We start from the raw sequence: 16,233 nt of genomic DNA, 5'->3' as shown, positions 1-16,233 counted from the left end.
GACGAGAGCGGGTCCTGACCCGTGGGGGGCAGGACCCGAACCAAGCAGCTCCGCCAGCTGGATTCGAACCAGCACTACAGGGCTTCAAAGGCCCGCGGGCTACCAGTTACCCCATGGCGGATCACTGCCTCAGACCTTACCGGAGACGTGACGGTGCCTGGGCCACCAATCCGGTCCACCATCCCTCGATGCGGCGGTAGAGCTCCGCGCCCTGCGATACGCGGATCACGAGACAGCCCCGGTAGTTCTCGCCCACGTTCTTGCGCACGGTCTTCGGGTTGTGCTTCTTGATCGTCGTCCTCTGGAACGTGGCTGCGTCGACGCCGACCAGCGCGGCCCAGTAACGCCTGGCTGCCTCCACATCTGCTGTCATGTGAATCATCACGCGGAATTGCAGGCGCTCCGGCTCAACGCCCAGCAGGCTCAGCCAAGCGAGGTAGAGCTGGATTACGCCGGGGTCGCTGTTGACGAAGATGACGGTCTCTCGGCGGTCGTAGGGCTTGTCCTTCGTCCCCTCTGCCCAGTAAAGAGCGACGCCGGTCATGAACAGGTCTCGGTCTGACATCTCTCCGATCTCCTGGGCGGCAGCGGCCTTGGTCTGCTGTCGTGCCTCGTCCCGCACCGCCAGCTCGTGCTCCCACCTTTTCCGTGCCGCGAGCTTCGCCTGCTCTGACGGGTCCCGGCGCTCCGGTTTCGGCAGATCCCGTACCCACAGCGAGATCGAACTCTTCGAGCACCCCAGCTCCACCTGGATCTGGTCGTAGGTCCAACCCTGGAGGCGAAGCTCCCGTGCCTTGGCGCGCAGGTCGTCCTTGGCGTTCGGGCGCTTGGTCCACTCCGGGGCGGGCTCGCCCTCCAGGAGTCGGTTGAGGATGTCGTTGTTGTCGACGTGGAGCCGGTCCCGGATCTGCCGTCGGCTGAGTCCTGCCCGCCGCAGCGCGACCGCCCGCTCCCGCAGCCCCTCGAAGTCGGCGTACCTGCCGAATGAATGTGCCATGGGCATACCGTCCGGATGGAATGTCTGCTTCCGGAGTCGAACAGGGGATGTTCAGCAGTTCGAGGGATTTCGAGCAGCCCTGCTGGCGTTCGGTCACGGAGTGTGGTGGGAGTCGGTACGTGAAAACTCGCCGGAAAAGGCCCGGCGGGCGCCCGTACGCTGGAGGGCATGACCAGGACGGGGGAAGACCATCAGGCGGCCGGGACCGGGCCGTGGTGGTGGGTGCGGTGGCGCAGTGCGGTGCTCGACGGGAGCCTCGCGCTGGTGTCCGCGGTGGAGTGCGGGGCCGAGGGCGTGCCGTTCGCGCGGGACGCCGGGGTCTTGCCGGCCGTCGGGATCGTGTTCGGGGTGCTGGCCGGGTCGGTGCTGCTGATCCGGCGGCGGTGGCCCATCGCCGTGGTGCTGGTCGCGATCGCCGTCACGCCGGCCCAGATGGGCTTCCTGATGGGGATCGTCGGGCTGTACACCCTGGCCGCGTGCGAGCTGCCGCGGCGGGTCATCGGGGCGCTGGCCGGGATGTCGTTCCTCGGCACGATGATCGTGACGTTCGTGCGGGTGCGGCAGGACATGGCGCGGGGGGATTTCTCCCTCGGGGACTGGTTCGTTCCGTTCGCCGCGGTGACGACCTCGCTGGGTCTGACGGCTCCTCCCCTTCTTCTCGGGCTGTACGTCGGCGCCCGGCGGCGGCTGATGGAGTCGCTCAGGGAGCGGGCGGACAGCCTGGAGCGGGAGTTGCAGCTGCTCGCGGAGCGGGCGGAGGAGCGGGCCGAGTGGGCCCGTAACGAGGAGCGGACGAGGATCGCCCGGGAGATGCACGACGTCGTCGCGCACCGGGTGAGTCTGATGGTCGTGCACGCCGCCGCGTTGCAGGCCGTGGCCCGGAAGGATCCCGAGAAGGCGGTGCGCAATGCCGCGCTCGTCGGGGACATGGGGCGGCAGGCGCTGACCGAACTGCGGGAGATGCTCGGGGTGCTGCGCAGCGGGGACGGGCAGGAGCAGCGGCGCCGTGAGCGGGCTTCCGCCGCCTTGCCGCTGGTCGCCGTGGGGGTGGCCGCCGCTGCCGCGGCTTCCCGGGCGGCCGGTGAGCCGGGCGGTGCGGAGGGGCCGTGTCTGGCGGAGCTGGAGGAGCTGGTCGGGCAGTCGGCGGCCGCGGGGATGGTCGTGGATCTGTCGATGGAGGGCGAGGCGCGGCCCTACGGCCCGGAGATCGAGCAGACCGCCTATCGAGTGGTGCAGGAGGCGCTGACGAACGTCCACAAGCACGCGGCGGGGGCGAAGACGCATGTGCGGCTCGCGCATCGGGGGTCGGAGATCGCGATGCAGGTGGAGAACGAGCCGCCGCCGGAGCCGTCGTCGGCGTCGTCGGCGCGGTTGCCGTCCGGTGGGAACGGTCTGCTCGGGATGAAGGAGCGGGTCGTGGCGCTGGGCGGCGTGTTCGTGTCGGGGCCGACGGAGGCGGGGGGTTTCCGGGTCTCGGCGGTGATTCCGGCCGCGTAGGGCCTGCCCTTGCCTCGGTTTCGGCTCGTGTCCGGTCGTGTTCGCCTTGTGTCCGGTTGTGGTTCGGCTCGTGTTCGGCTCGTGCGTCAGCCGGCTGTCAGGCGTACCGGGGCTATGCCGGAGATGAGGGCCGACAGGGCTTGGTCGATGTCCGGGCCGAGGTACCAGTCGCCGGTGTGGTCGAGGGCGTAGACGCGGCCCTCGGTGTCGATGGCGAGCAGGGACTCGGTGTCGGTCTCGGCACCGAGGGGGCAGACCTCGGTGTCGAGGGCGCGGCCGAGGTCGCCGAGGGTGCGGGCCATGTGGAGGCCGTGCAGCGGGTCGAGGTCGAGGGCGGCGGGGGCGATCTGGCGGCCGCTGTCGGTGGGGGTGATGCGCAGGCCGCCGAATTCGGCCCAGGCCTCGACGGCGGCGGGGAAGACGGTGTGCCGGTGGCCGGCCGGGGAGGTGTGGTCGCGCAGGGCGTCGGCCCACACTTCGGCCTGCTTTATGTCCCAGCGTCCGGGTTGCCAGCCGGCGGCGCGCAGGGCGGCGTCGACGGGTACGGCGAAGCGTGTGGAGGTGTGGCGGTCGGCGTGCATCTGCCCTTCGTTCGTCGTGGCCGCGGTGGGGTGCGGTGCGCGTGGCCGGGTGTGCGGGTCGTCAGGCTTCGCCGTCCGTGGGGTCGACGATGCGAACGCCGAAGTGGGCGCTGAGCGCGGTGCAGGCGCGGCAGGGGGTGGCGAAGCTGCCGTGCAGGGGGTCGCCGTCCTCGCGGATGCGGCGGGCGGTGAGTTTGGCCTGTTTGAGGGCTTTGCGGGCTTCGCCGTTGGTCATGGGTTTGCGGGAGGCGCGTTTGCTGCGGCCCGCGTCGGTGGCGCTGATGTGCCGGGAGATGAGGATGGTCTCGGCGCAGCGGCCGGTGAAGCGGTCGCGCTGGGCGCTGGTGAGGGTGTCGAGGAAGTCCTGGACGAGGGGGTGCAGGGCGGGGGGTTCCTCGCCGCGGGCGGCGGTGCCGGTGAGGGTGGCGCCGCGTACGGACAGGGCGGCGGCGATGGTGGGGAGTATGCCGTCGCGGCGGTGGCGGAGGGCGGGCGCCTGGGGCGTCTCGGTGCTGCTCCAGCCGATCCTCGGGTCGCCGGAGGCACCGGCATGCGGTCCCGTCTGCGTCGCATTCATGATCATCATCCCCTCCCGAGCATCCCCCCGGAGGACACAGAGTGCCAAATCGCGTGGCGGCTGCGGAAGCTGGGGCGCCGCGACACGCCAGGGCCGGGGCGGTGCGTCACGGTGGGGTGACGGCTGGTCACGGCGGGGTGAGGGGGAGGGGGTGGCGGGTGGGTGGAGGCCCGGTGACCGGTGTCGGCGTACCGCATAGGCTGTCGGCACGCCGCGATGCGCGCGGTCGACGCGTTGGAGAGAAGTAGTCGATACGGGTCTTGGCGGTACGGCGTCAGCAGCCGTACCGCCGTGGGCCGTACAGAGTGCCGCAGGGGGCAACCGCCATGACATCAGGTCGGCTCGGGCTGGGGGCACCGCCCAGCCGCCAGGCCGGGGGGCAAGCCGCGCCGCCGAACGCGGCCTATGCCGGGCAGGTCGTGCACTTCCCGGACCCGGTGCGGGCCGCCCGTCACCCGAGAGGGGTACGGGTGGACGAGCGTGGTCACCCCGACTTCTCGCCGTACGCGCGGGCGGCGGCGGAGATCGCGGAGCCGCCGGAGGGCTTCGGCGTCGACGAGTTGCGGCTGACGGACTACGTGTCCGCGAACGCGGCGCTGGCGGCGTCCGGGCACGAGTTGTGGGACACGGTGCCGAACGTGGCGACTCCGCACGGCTGGACGTGGCACCACGTGGCGGGCACCCGGCGCCTGGAGCTGGTCCCGGTGGAGGTGAAGGCGCTGCTGCGCCATCACGGCGGGATCGCGACCGCGAACGTCGACCAGACCAAGCGCGGCACCCGGCCGTTGCAGGAGACCCGGCCGGCGCACTTCGGGCTGCCGAAGTCGGGTGCGGCGGTGACGGAGCAGCAGGTGCAGGGGGTCGAGGAGGACCTGGGGTACCGGCTGCCGGGCGCGTACCGGTCGTTCCTGAAGGCGGCGGGCGGTTGCGCGCCGGTCGGGACGGCGCTGGACGCGGAGCTGGGGCTGCTGATCGACCAGCCGTTCTTCACGGTGCGTGAGGAGGCGGCGGTCAACGACCTGGTGTATGTCAACAAGTGTCTGCGCGACCACCTGACCAAGGACTATCTGGGGGTCGGTTTCGTGCAGGGCGGGCTGCTGGCCGTGAAGGTGAGGGGCGAGCGGACCGGGTCGGTGTGGTTCTGCGCGTACGACGACGTCCGGGACGTCGATCCGTCGTGGTCGCAGGCCGAGCGCGTGGAGCGGCTGCTGCTGCCGTGCGGTGCGGACTTCGACACCTTCCTGTCCCGGCTGGCGGGGTCTCCGCCGGAGTTGGAGACGGTGGCGAACCTGATGGTGGACGGCGGTTTCGCACGGGCCGTCCCGGTGTCGTCCGCGCCGTCTTCCGTGTCGTCGGTGGGGGAGTGAGGTCGGGCGATGGTGACGTTCGCGCAGGCGCAGGAGCGCGCGGAAGAGTGGATCAACGGTGATGTGCCGTCGTACCAGCACCGGGAGGTGCGGGTACGGGAGTTCGACCTCGGTTTCGTGGTGTGGGCCGAGGACCGTGCGGACGGGCCGCGTTCGGACGGCGGTGCGCAGCGGCTGGTGATCGCGCGGGACAGCGGTGAGGCCACGCTGTGGCCCGCGCTGCCGGTGGGCGAGGTGATCCGCCGCTACGAGGAGGAGTACGGCGGCCCGGACGGCGAGGCGGACCAGGCCGCCGCCGCGGCGCCGCCCGCCCGGGTGGACCTGAACCAGACGTCGTTCCTGCTGAGCCCGCCGGAGTGGTTGCAGGAGGCGGCGGACAAGCTCGGGATCCCGGACCGGCGTAGTAACAGCAGTGGGCCGGGGGCCGGTGCGGGTGCGGCTCCGGGTGCTGGGTTCGGTGCGGGTGCCGGTTCGGGTGCGGGCGCCGGGGGTGACGCGCTGCCCCGGACTCAGGCCGGGGTGCCGGTGAGCGGGTCGTCCGGCGCCGGCACGGCTGCTCCGGCGGCGCCCGCCGCGGCGGGTGTCACGGGCGCGCCCGCCGGGGCGACCCCGTGGGCCGGGACGGACACCAACGCCGAGGGCGGGGACGACCGTTCCGTACCGCTGCCCGCGACCGTGTTCGCGCCGCCGCTGAGCGACGCCGACGACGACACCCCGCCTCCGGCCGCCGCTCCGGACGCCAAGACGGCGCTGATGGAGGGCGGCAGCCGGCTTCCGCGGACGGCTCTGGCGCCGGCACTCGACGACCCGGGCGTCCCGGGCGTGCCCTCCGGCGCGCCCCAGGGCAGCACGCCGCCTCCGTCGCCGGGCGGTCCGTCGAGCGCGTATCCGCAGGGGCCCAGCACTCCGCCCCCGCCGCCGGCCGCTCCGTCCTACGGCTCTCCGCAGGTTCCCGGTGCGCCTGGTGCGCAAGCGCCCGGTGGACCCGGGGCCCCAGGTGCTCCGGGTGCGGGGGTTCCGGCGGGCCCGGGTACCCCGCCTCCTCCGCCGCCCGGTGCACCGTCCTACGGCTACCCGCAGGGCCCCGATGCTCAGGGCACCCCGGCCGCTCCGCCCCCCGCCGGTCCGGGACGGCCTCTCGCGCAGAACGCCGGTGACATCGCGGACGCCGCGACGAGCAAGGCGGCGCCTCCGCCGCGCCGTGGGCGGGTCGGCTCGCCCACGCCTCCGCCGCCGCCTGCGCCCGGAGCGCCCGGTGCCCCGGGTGCCTCCGGTACCGCGGGTGGGTACGTGCCGACCCAGCTCGTCTCGTCGCTCGGCCCCGACGGGCCCGGGGGCCCCGCCGGTCCGCCGGCGCCTCCCCCGCCGGGGGCTCCGGGCACCCCGGGTGCTCCGGGTGCGCCCGGCACGCCCGGCGGTACGCCTCCGGGCGGCGTCCACCACGCCGCCACGATGCTCGCCGACCCCAGCCAGGGCGGCGGCGTCCCGCAGCCGCCCGGTCCGCCGGGACCGCCCGCCGCTCCCGGTGTCCCCGGTCCGCCGCAGCCGCCGGGTGCGCCCGGCGCTCCGGGTGTACCGGGTGCACCGGGGGTCCCCGGCGCGCCAGGAACCGGGCAGGGTGCCGTGCACCACGCGGCGACCATGCTGGCCGGGCCCCCGTCCGGCGGCCCCGGCGCGCCTCCGCCGCCGCCGGCCCCGGGCGTCCCGGGTGCTCCCGGCGTTCCCGGTACGCCTCCGGGCGCCCCGCAGCCGCCGCAGTCCATGCCCCCCGGTGCCATGCCGCCGCCCGGTCAGCCCGTGCCCGGTCAGCCCGTGCCCGGTCAGCCCGTGCCCGGTCAGCCCGTCCCCGGTCAGCAGCCCCCGGCCTACGGCTACCCCCAGCAAGGGCAGCCGACCGTCGGTCCCGGCTACCAGGCCGTGCTGCGCTACCGCGCCCAGGACGGTTCCGAGCAGCAGCTGATCCGGCGTTCGGCGCCGGGCATGCCGCACCCGGAGTGGCAGATCTTCCACGAGCTGCGCGCCATGAACGTGCCGCCGGACCAGGTGCTGGAGCTGCACACCGAGCTGGAGTCGTGCCGGCTGCCGGGCGCCTACTGCGCGCGAATGATCCGCGAGCAGTGGCCGCAGGCGCGGATCACGTCGATCGCGCCGTACGGCACCGACCATGCGAGCCGGCAGCAGGGCATGGCGCAGCTCCTCGCCCATCAGGGTGAGTTGCACCAGGTGGCCGACGGGCCCGCCCGTCCGGCCCCGGTCCGGGCGCCGATCCCGCCGGTGCAGGCGGTGCCGCCGGTTCCGCCGGAGGGCATCGCCCAGGAGCTGGGCGCGGCCTTCGGTCCGGGCGTGTTCCGGTTCGAGCAGGCTGCGGTGTCCCGTCAGGGCGTGCCGCCGGTCGTGGCGCACACGCTGGTGGTGGCGGGTCTGCCGATGGACATGGGGCCGTTCTTCTGGGCGCAGGCCCAGCCGGGGCGGCCGGTGCCGACGCTGGCCGAACTGGCGGCCGAGCGCGGGGTGCAGCCCGCCCCGGACGCGGGCTCGTACCTGGTCATGGGCAGCGACTTCGGCAAGGCGATCTGCGTGCAGTACGGCACGGCCAACATCGTCGCGGTGCCGGTCGAGGCGGGGCCGGGCGGTACGTCCGTGCCGCCGCAGTTCGTGAACACCGGCCTGCCGGAGTTCGCGCGCTGCCTGGCGCTGCTCGGGCGGATGTGGCGGCTGCGCCACGGCCTGAACCAGGAGCAGGCGGGCCGCTGGACCGTCGACTTCCAGGCCCAGCTGGCCGCCCTGGACCCGGCGGCGCTCGGCTCGCCGGAGAGCTGGTGGTCGGTGCTGCTGGAGCAGATGTGGGACGGCCTGCTGTGAGCGGGTGAGCACCTGACGGCGTGTGAGGCCGGCCGAGGCCGGATGCTGCCGAACGGGCCGGGTGTGGTCGTACGACCGGTACGACCGCACCCGGCCTTTTTGTATTCGGCGACCGATCGAATCGCGCGTCCGGAGTGTCGCGTTATGAACATTTCCGCCCAATACCTCAAGATGTGCGCGAAATCATCGTGTCGCATCCGCTCGGCGAGGCTTCGGCGGAGAGGGGTTCAGGATGGGCAGCGCCTCCAGGTCATCGGCCGTGTTTCACGGCTTCGTGGTCGTACGGGGGCGTGGCTACCGTCCCAGCCAGGTGAACGCCTGTGCGGACGCCCTCTCCGACGAACGCGACGCCGCCTGGGAGCGCGCCGCCCGGCTGACCGTGCTGGCCAAGAACATGGAGGCGGAGCTCGCCGCCCTGCGGGAGACCGCCGACCGGATCGGTGAGCAGACCTACGAGTCGCTGGGGGAGGGCGCCCGGCGGCTGTACGAGCTGGGGCAGCGGGAGGCGCAGGCCGTGCGGGATCGGGCGCGGCAGGAGGCCCAGCAGCTCGAGGAGTCGGCGCGGGCGCACGCGGACGCCGTGCTCCGGGCCGCTCGGGCGCACGCCGACGCCGTACGCGCCGAGGCCGAGGAACGGGCCCGGCAGCGGCTCCTCGCCGCCCAGGCGGAGGCGGAGGAGCTGCGGATCTCCGTCCGCCGCGAGGTGAAGGCGAGCCGGGGCGAGGCCATGGCGGCCCTGCGCGAGATGCGGCAGCGCACCTCCGGGATGCTCACCGAGCAGTCCCGTGAGCACGCCGCCCGGCTCGCCGAGGAGGAACGGGAGGAGAGCGGGCGTCAGGCCGCGCTGGAGGCCGAGCACGCCCGGCGGCTCGAGGCGGCCGAGGCCGCGCTGGCCGCGGCCGAGCAGGCCCTCGCCGACACCCGGGAGCAGGAGCGGCGGGCGCCGGAGGAGGCGCGGGCGCGGGCGGCCGAGGTGCTGGCCGAGGCCCGGCTGCGGGCGGACCGGATCGCCCGCGAGACCGAACGCGTGCTGCGCGAGCACGGCGAGATGTGGGACGACGTACGGGCCCAGATGGACACCGTGCAGAACAGCATCACCGCGCTGACCGGGCGGGCCTGGGCCGAATAGGGCCCGCCCGGCGCGGCACGGACAGGGCCGTCCGGCCGCCCTGGGGTCAGTTTCCCCTCCGTACCGCCCCCGCCAGGATCCAGCCCTCCACCGACTCGTACTGGTGCCGCTGTTCCTCCGCCTTCGCCCGGCCGGAGGCCAGCGTGCCCAGCCAGCCGAACAGGAAGCCGAGGGGGATGGTGACCAGGCCGGTCGTGGTGAAGGGGAAGTAATTGAAGTCGGCGTCGGGGAAGGCGGCGACCGGCGAGCCGGAGACGAGGTTGGTGCCCGGCATCAGCAGCAGCACCGCGAGGGTGCCCCCGATCAGGGTGCTGAGCAGGCCCGTTCGGGTGTAACGGCGCCAGAAGAGGCTGTAGACCAGGGCGGGTGCGATGGCGGAGGCGCCCAGGCAGAAGCTCAGCGTCACCAGCGGCTGGAGGCTGCGGTGCTGGACCAGCGTGGCCAGCAGGATCGTGGGAACGCCCACCGCCAGCGCCGAGAGACGGGCCAGCGTCATCTCGCGGCGCGCCTGCATCTCCTGCACGCGGGCGGCGAAGACGTCGTGGGCGAGGGAGTTGGCACAGGCCAGGATCATTCCGGCGACCGAGGCGAGCAGGGTCAGGAAGAGGGCCGTGGTGACCGCGGTGAACAGGAACGTCTCCCCGGTGGAGACGTCCGCCCCGAACGCGGCCCGCGAGCCCAGCAGATAGGCGGTGTTGCCCTGCGGATCGGCCCGCGCGATCACCGTGCGTCCGACGAGCGCCGTGGCGCCGAAGCCGACCACGGTGATGACGAGCACGAACAGCGCCACGCAGGACACCGCCCAGGACATCGACCGCCGCACCTGCCGTGCGCTGGAGGCGGTGTACGTACGCATGGTGATGTGCGGCAGGCACGCACCGCCCAGGACCACCGTCAGCTCGGCGGTGATCATGTCGAGCCGGGGGTTGGCGCCGCCCGCGAACTCGATCCCCGAGTGCAGGAAGGCATCTCCGACCCCGCTCTGCTGCGCCGCCGCGTGGAAGAGGGTGCCGGGGTCCCAGTCGAACCGCCGCAGGATGAGCAGGGCGACCACGGCCCCGGACCCCAGCAGCATCACGATCTTCAGGATCTGGATGAGGGCCGTCCCCTTCATCCCGCCGATGGCCGCGTAGCTGATCATCAGCGCGCCCAGGCCGATCACACAGCCCGTCTTGAGCGAGTCGCCCGAGAAGCCGAGGATGAAGGCCAGCAGCTGGCCCGTGCCGGCCAGTTGCACCAGCATCAGCGGCACCAGCGCGGCGATGGTCACCGCGCACGCCGTCATCCGTACGGCCCGCCCCGGCATCCGGCGCGCCAGCGCGTCGCCCATGGTGAACCGGCCCGCGTTGCGCAGCGGTTCGGCCAGCAGGAACATCATCAGCATCAGCGACAGCGCGGTGCTCAGCGCCAGCACGATCCCGTCGTAGCCGCACAGGGCGATCACCCCGCCCGTGCCCAGCACGCTGGCCGCCGAGATGTAGTCGCCCGCGATGGCCAGGCCGTTGCGCATGGGGGACAGGGAGCTGTAGCCGGTGTAGAACTCGTCGAGGTCGTCCCGGTCCGGGCCGGTCATCACGCACAGCAGCAGGGTGATGGTGGCGACACTGGTGAACGCCACCAGGGACATCGCCTGGGGCGGGCCGCTGAAGAGGGTCACCGTGTCGCCCCCCGCCTGCTGTCCAGCTCGGCCTGCCGGCGTATGCGGTCCGCGATCGGGTCGACGTACCGGCGCGCGGTGTACTCGTACAGCGAGATCGCCAGCAGGGTGACCGGGAGCTGGGCGAGGGCGAGCAGCAGCCCGACGGGCAGTCCGCCCGGGCCGTCGCCCGTCATGAAGGACGGCGCGAAGGCGGACAGGACGAGGAAGAGCGTGAAGTACCCGAGCGCGGTGAGGGAGGCCACGCGCCGCTGCCAGCGGTAGGCGCCGCGCAGGATCCGCAGGTCGCTGTGGTGCCCGAGCGCCTCCCGCCGGGGCGACCGCCGCGCGTCCGGCTCCGGTGCGGGCGGTGTCGGCTGCCAGGGATAAGTGGCGTACGACGGCGAGGGGCGCGTGTCGTACGACGGCGAGGGGTGCGTGGCGTACGGCGTCGGGGGATACGTGCCGTACGGCGGCGAGGGATCGTGAGCGGGGTGGGACATCCCGGGCTCCTCGAGTGGCGGCTCTGGAAGAGAGGTGCGGGGTGGGAGGTGGCGTGGGGAGGGTGCTGCGGATCACGCACGCTACTCGGCGCCCCGGCACAGCGCTGCGTTTTCGCCAAACTGAGTGGTCGGTATGCGCTTACTGCGCCGTCATCGGCCCTTCCGCCGCCCCGATGTCACATCACAGGGGCCCTCGACCCTCTGATCCGCGGAAACGCGCGAGCGCCGAAACGGCGCAACGCGGAGACGGCGCAACGCGGAAGCACCGCGACACCGCGACGTCGCACCGGCCGAAGGGGAGTCCACCGTGCAGAACATCAGGAACATCGTCGTCTTCGGGGCGAACGGCCCCACCGGGCGGCTGGTCGTCGAGCAGGCGAGCGCAGCCGGACACCACGTCACCGCCGTCACCCGCCGTCCCGAGGCCTTCCCGGTGCGGGGAGCACACGTGCGGGTGGCCGAGGCGGACGTGCTCGACCCGGACGCGGTCGAGCGCGTGGTGGCCGGGCACGACGTGGTGATATCGGCGCTCGGCGTGCCGTTCGGCCGCGAACCGGTCAGCGTGTACTCCGCCGGTGCCACGCACCTGATCGAGGCCATGACGGCGCACGGCGTGCGCCGTCTGGTCGCCGTCACCTCCACGATCATGTTCGGTACGCCCGCGCCCGGTGAGGGCTTCCTCTTCCGCCGGGTGCTGGAACCGGCCGTGGCGCGGTTCATGGGACGCACGGTCTACGACGACATGCGGCGCATGGAGGAGATCGTCCGCCGCAGCGACCTGGACTGGACGGTGGTCCGTCCCGGTGGGCTGTTCGACGCGCCGCGGGTCAGCGACTACCGGACCGGCACGTCACGGCTGCCGGGCCGCTACACCGCGCGCCGCGACCTGGCCCAGGAACTGCTGCGGCAGGCCGAGGACCGGCGGTACGTGCACCGGTTCGTCGACGTACGCACGACGGAGGGCACCCCGAGCTTCGTCCAGCTGATCCGCAAGGAGGCGCTGGGGAAGTGAGGCGGAGCCGGCGGACTTCACCCGGTCTCTTGCTGGGAGGCCCCGGCGTTCGCGCGAACGTGTGTGCTCCCGTTCGCTGGTGGGGGTGGTCGCTGGGGAAGGAGTGCGCGGCGGCGCGGTGCCCTGAAGAGCCCGGCCGCCCAGGCCCCGCATCACCGGAAGGCGATCCTCGCACCCATGCCCCAGGCGCCGGCGGACAGCTTCGCACTTGATCCTCACGTGGCGGGAGGGTGGAGGCTCGCTGGGCCGGTGGGTGGACGCGACCCTGAGACGAGGTCCACCCGTCGGTGGACAGCCCCTAGGGGTTGCTCCGCATCTGGGGTCGGGGAGGGTTCGTACCGACGGAGGACGAGAGGGCACGGGGGCCGTCCTTAACCTGGCTTTACGCCACTGAGGGCGCGGCACGGCACCGCCGGGCGGCGGCGCACCGCACCTGAGGGGGTGGGGTTTTCCCCCGCAGAAGACGGGGCCCGGCACCAGCGCGCCGGAGCCTTACGCCGACCAGACTCATGGGCGTACCGAAGCACCTCGCTCGACAGACGGGCGAAGGCACGACCAACCGCTGACCGACATAGGAGACTTACCGTGACATCGGCTGTGACCATTCCCAGGCACGGGGGTACTGGAGGGACTACGGCCGTTGCCGCGCGGGCGCGGCAGGTCGTGAAGGCCTACGGGGCCGGGGAGACCCGAGTCGTCGCCCTCGACCACGTCGACGTGGACATCGCCCGCGGCCACTTCACCGCGATCATGGGCCCCTCCGGGTCCGGCAAGTCCACACTGATGCACTGCCTGGCCGGGCTCGACACCGTGACGAGCGGTCAGATCTACCTGGACGAGACCGAGATCACCGGGCTGAAGGACAAGAAGCTCACCCAGCTGCGCCGGGACCGGATCGGCTTCATCTTCCAGGCGTTCAACCTGCTGCCGACGCTGAACGCGATCGAGAACATCACCCTGCCCATGGACATCGCCGGCCGGAAGCCGGAGCGGGCGTGGCTGGAGAGGGTGGTCGAGACCGTCGGTCTGGCCGGGCGGCTGAGGCACCGCCCCAACCAGCTCTCCGGCGGTCAGCAGCAGCGGGTCGCCGTGGCCCGTGCGCTCGCCGCCCGGCCCGAGATCATCTTCGGTGACGAGCCGACCGGAAACCTGGACTCCCGTGCGGGCGCCGAGGTCCTCGGCTTCCTGCGCCGCTCGGTCGACGAGCTCGGCCAGACGATCGTGATGGTCACCCACGACCCGGTGGCCGCCTCCTACGCGGACCGGGTGCTGTACCTCGCCGACGGCCGGATCGTCGACGAGATGCACCAGCCGACGGCCGATCAGGTCCTGGACCGCATGAAGGACTTCGACGCCCGGGGGCGTACGTCATGACCGTCCTGAAGACATCGATGCGCAACTTCTTCGCGCACAAGGGGCGGATGGCCCTCTCGGCGATCGCCGTCCTGCTGTCGGTGGCCTTCGTCTGCGGGACGCTGGTGTTCACCGACACCATGAACACCACCTTCGACAAGCTGTTCCAGGCGACGTCGTCGGATGTGACGGTGAGCGCCAAGGGTGCCTCGGACAGCGGTGAGACCACCGCCGAGGACGGCAAGCCGCCGGTCATGCCGGCCTCCGTGCTCGGCAGGGTGCGCGGGGCGCAGGGCGTGAAGTCGGCGGAGGGGACGGTCTTCTCGACCTCCGTCACCGTCGTCGACGGCAAGAAGGACAGCCTGTCGCCCTCCAGCGGCGCCCCGACCATCGTCGGCAGCTGGAACGGCAACGACGCCCGCACCATGAAGATCACCTCCGGTACGGCGCCCAAGGGCGCGGACCAGGTGATGGTCGACGCCGACACCGCCGACAAGCACCATCTGAAGCTCGGTGACGAACTCGGCCTGATCAGCGCGGTCGGCACGCACCGCGCGAGGATCTCCGGCATCGCCGCCTTCCAGGTAACCAACCCCGGTGCGGCGATCTTCTACCTGGACACCAGGACGGCGCAGCAGACGCTCGTCGGCAGGACCGGCGTCTACACCAACATCAACGTCACGGCCGTCTCCGGGGTGACCGACCCGCAGCTGAAGACGAACGTGCTCTCGGCGATCGGCACCGGCTACAAGGTGCAGACCGCCAAGGAGACCGCCGACGCCAACCAGAAGGACGTCGAGGGCTTCATGAACGTCATGAAGTACGCGATGCTCGGCTTCGCCGGGATCGCCTTCCTCGTCGGCATCTTCCTGATCATCAACACCTTCTCGATGCTGGTCGCCCAGCGCACCCGCGAGATCGGCCTGATGCGGGCCATCGGCTCCAGCCGCAAGCAGGTCAACCGCTCCGTCCTGGCCGAGGCGCTGCTGCTCGGTGTGTTCGGGTCGGTGCTGGGTGTCGGCGCGGGCGTCGGCCTCGCGGTCGGGCTGATGAAGCTCATGGGTCAGATGGGCATGCACCTGTCGACCAGCGATCTGACGGTCGCCTGGACGACCCCGGTCGTCGGCCTGCTGCTGGGCGTCGTCGTCACCGTCCTCGCCGCCTATCTGCCCGCCCGCCGGGCCGGCAAGGTCTCCCCGATGGCCGCGCTGCGCGACGCCGGAGCCCCGGCCGACGCCAGGGCCGGGCGGATCCGGGCCCTGGTGGGCCTGGTGCTGACCGGTGCCGGCGGCTACAGCCTCTACCTGGCCGCGGGCGTCGACAAGGCGAAGGACGGCTCGCTGTGGCTGGGCCTGGGCGTGGTGCTGTCGCTGATCGGGTTCGTCGTCATCGGCCCGCTGCTCGCGGGCGGCGTGGTGCGCGTCCTGGGCGCCGTACTGCTGCGGGCCTTCGGGCCGGTGGGCCGGATGGCCGAACGCAACGCGCTGCGCAACCCGCGCCGCACCGGTGCCACGGGCGCCGCCCTGATGATCGGCCTCGCGCTGGTCGCCTGCCTCTCGGTGGTCGGCTCCTCCATGGTCGCCTCCGCCACCGACCAGCTCGACAAGACCGTCGGCACGGACTTCATCGTCCAGTCCGACAGGGGGCAGCTGGTCACCCCGCAGGCGGTCGAGGCGATCAAGGACACGCCGGGGCTGGCGCGGGTCACCGAGTACAAGTGGACCAAGGCCGACTTCACCACCCCGGACGGCAAGACCCTCGACGACACGGCGATCACCGCGGCCGACCCGACGTACGCGACGGACCTGCGCACCAAGACCGTCGCCGGGAACCTGAAGGACGCCTATCTGCCGGACTCGATGTCCGTGCACGAGAAGTTCGCCAAGGACCACGGCATCCACCTCGGCTCGAAGATCGCCGTCGCCTTCAGGAACGGCTCCACGGCCCGTCTGACGGTCCGCGCGATCACCAGCAGCGACGTGGTCATCGACCAGGGCGCGATGTACACGTCGATCGCCACGCTCGCCGAGCACGTGCCCGCCGACAAGATGCCGCTGGACCAGCTGGTCTTCGCCAGCGCCAAGGACGGGCAGCAGGATGCCGCGTACAAGTCGCTGAAGTCCGCGCTGCACGACTACCCGCAGTACACGGTGCGCGACCAGACCGACTACAAGCAGGCGCTGAAGGACCAGATCGGCCAGCTGCTGAACATGATCTACGGCCTGCTGGCGCTGGCGATCATCGTCGCGATCCTGGGTGTGGTGAACACCCTGGCCCTGTCGGTGGTCGAGCGGACCCGCGAGATCGGCCTGATGCGGGCGATCGGCCTCTCCCGCCGACAGCTGCGCCGCATGATCCGCATGGAGTCGGTGGTCATCGCCCTCTTCGGCGCCCTGCTGGGCCTGGGCCTGGGCATGGGCTGGGGCGCGACCGCCCAGAAGCTTCTCGCCCTGGAGGGCCTGAAGGTCCTGGACATCCCCTGGCCGACGATCACCGGAGTCTTCATCGGCTCGGCCTTCGTGGGCCTGTTCGCCGCCCTGATCCCGGCGTTCCGGGCGGGCCGGATGAACGTGCTGAACGCGATCGCCACGGAGTAGCAACCGCGACGACGCCTCCGTGGACGGGGGTCACGGGGGAGCCCGGGGGGGGGGGGGGGGGGGGGCGGGGCGGCCCCCCGCCCGGGGGGGGGGGGGTGGGCGGCCCCCCCCACCACCCCGCG

At 72.4% G+C, this 16,233-nt stretch carries 12 protein-coding genes and 1 tRNA gene; 7 read left to right on the top strand and 6 right to left on the bottom strand.

What is annotated here, in order from left to right:
• Positions 1 to 48: 48 nt before the first annotated feature.
• Positions 49 to 121: transfer RNA gene (locus R2S09_RS17575), tRNA-Gln, on the bottom strand.
• Between the two features lie 15 nt (positions 122 to 136).
• Positions 137 to 997, bottom strand: a complete 861-nt coding sequence (locus R2S09_RS17570; protein ID WP_306185914.1) for a hypothetical protein — start codon at positions 995 to 997, stop codon at positions 137 to 139.
• 168 nt (positions 998 to 1,165) lie between these two features.
• Here R2S09_RS17570 and R2S09_RS17565 point away from each other — a divergent pair, with 168 nt between their 5' ends.
• Positions 1,166 to 2,494 (top strand): sensor histidine kinase, encoded by a 1,329-nt coding sequence (locus tag R2S09_RS17565; protein WP_306185916.1) that lies wholly within the window; start codon positions 1,166 to 1,168, stop codon positions 2,492 to 2,494.
• 86 nt (positions 2,495 to 2,580) lie between these two features.
• Here R2S09_RS17565 and R2S09_RS17560 read toward each other — a convergent pair whose 3' ends face one another.
• Both R2S09_RS17560 and R2S09_RS17555 read right to left on the bottom strand, forming a co-directional pair.
• Positions 2,581 to 3,075 carry an SUKH-3 domain-containing protein gene (locus tag R2S09_RS17560; protein WP_306185918.1) on the bottom strand — a complete coding sequence of 165 codons (495 nt, stop codon included), beginning with the start codon at positions 3,073 to 3,075 and terminating at the stop codon, positions 2,581 to 2,583.
• 61 nt (positions 3,076 to 3,136) lie between these two features.
• Complete coding sequence (locus R2S09_RS17555; protein ID WP_306185920.1) at positions 3,137 to 3,661, bottom strand: YwqJ-related putative deaminase; 525 nt, start codon at positions 3,659 to 3,661, stop codon at positions 3,137 to 3,139.
• A 317-nt stretch (positions 3,662 to 3,978) separates the two neighbouring features.
• Between R2S09_RS17555 and R2S09_RS17550 the strand changes: the two genes are divergently transcribed.
• The 3 genes from R2S09_RS17550 (at position 3,979) to R2S09_RS17540 (ending at position 9,010) form a co-directional block, all read left to right on the top strand.
• Complete coding sequence (locus R2S09_RS17550) at positions 3,979 to 5,019, top strand: SMI1/KNR4 family protein (protein ID WP_306185922.1); 1,041 nt, start codon at positions 3,979 to 3,981, stop codon at positions 5,017 to 5,019.
• Positions 5,020 to 5,028: 9 nt separating this feature from the next.
• Positions 5,029 to 7,881: an SUKH-4 family immunity protein gene (locus R2S09_RS17545; RefSeq protein ID WP_316741952.1), complete on the top strand. Its 2,853-nt coding sequence runs from the start codon at positions 5,029 to 5,031 to the stop codon at positions 7,879 to 7,881.
• Between the two features lie 232 nt (positions 7,882 to 8,113).
• Entirely contained in the window at positions 8,114 to 9,010 is an 897-nt protein-coding gene (locus R2S09_RS17540; RefSeq protein ID WP_316741951.1) for a cellulose-binding protein, read from the top strand.
• 46 nt (positions 9,011 to 9,056) lie between these two features.
• Here R2S09_RS17540 and R2S09_RS17535 read toward each other — a convergent pair whose 3' ends face one another.
• Both R2S09_RS17535 and R2S09_RS17530 read right to left on the bottom strand, forming a co-directional pair.
• Positions 9,057 to 10,637: a cation acetate symporter gene (locus R2S09_RS17535; RefSeq protein WP_306186103.1), complete on the bottom strand. Its 1,581-nt coding sequence runs from the start codon at positions 10,635 to 10,637 to the stop codon at positions 9,057 to 9,059.
• A 26-nt stretch (positions 10,638 to 10,663) separates the two neighbouring features.
• On the bottom strand, positions 10,664 to 11,149 hold the full coding sequence (locus tag R2S09_RS17530; protein WP_306185927.1) for a DUF485 domain-containing protein: 486 nt from the start codon (positions 11,147 to 11,149) through the stop codon (positions 10,664 to 10,666).
• Positions 11,150 to 11,456: 307 nt separating this feature from the next.
• Between R2S09_RS17530 and R2S09_RS17525 the strand changes: the two genes are divergently transcribed.
• From R2S09_RS17525 to R2S09_RS17515, 3 genes are all read left to right on the top strand, one after another.
• Complete coding sequence (locus tag R2S09_RS17525; RefSeq protein ID WP_316741950.1) at positions 11,457 to 12,161, top strand: SDR family oxidoreductase; 705 nt, start codon at positions 11,457 to 11,459, stop codon at positions 12,159 to 12,161.
• Positions 12,162 to 12,746: 585 nt separating this feature from the next.
• Positions 12,747 to 13,535, top strand: a complete 789-nt coding sequence (locus tag R2S09_RS17520; protein WP_306185931.1) for an ABC transporter ATP-binding protein — start codon at positions 12,747 to 12,749, stop codon at positions 13,533 to 13,535.
• Positions 13,532 to 16,111, top strand: a complete 2,580-nt coding sequence (locus tag R2S09_RS17515) for an FtsX-like permease family protein (RefSeq protein WP_316741947.1) — start codon at positions 13,532 to 13,534, stop codon at positions 16,109 to 16,111. Before R2S09_RS17520 ends, R2S09_RS17515 begins: the two co-directional genes overlap by 4 nt.
• Positions 16,112 to 16,233: the final 122 nt, after the last annotated feature.

It is taken from the genome of Streptomyces sp. MK7, assembly GCF_032658145.1.
Lineage (GTDB): Bacteria > Actinomycetota > Actinomycetes > Streptomycetales > Streptomycetaceae > Streptomyces > Streptomyces spiralis.
Note: the sequence above shows the minus strand (reverse complement) of the source record. Positions and strands in the feature narration are given on the sequence as shown.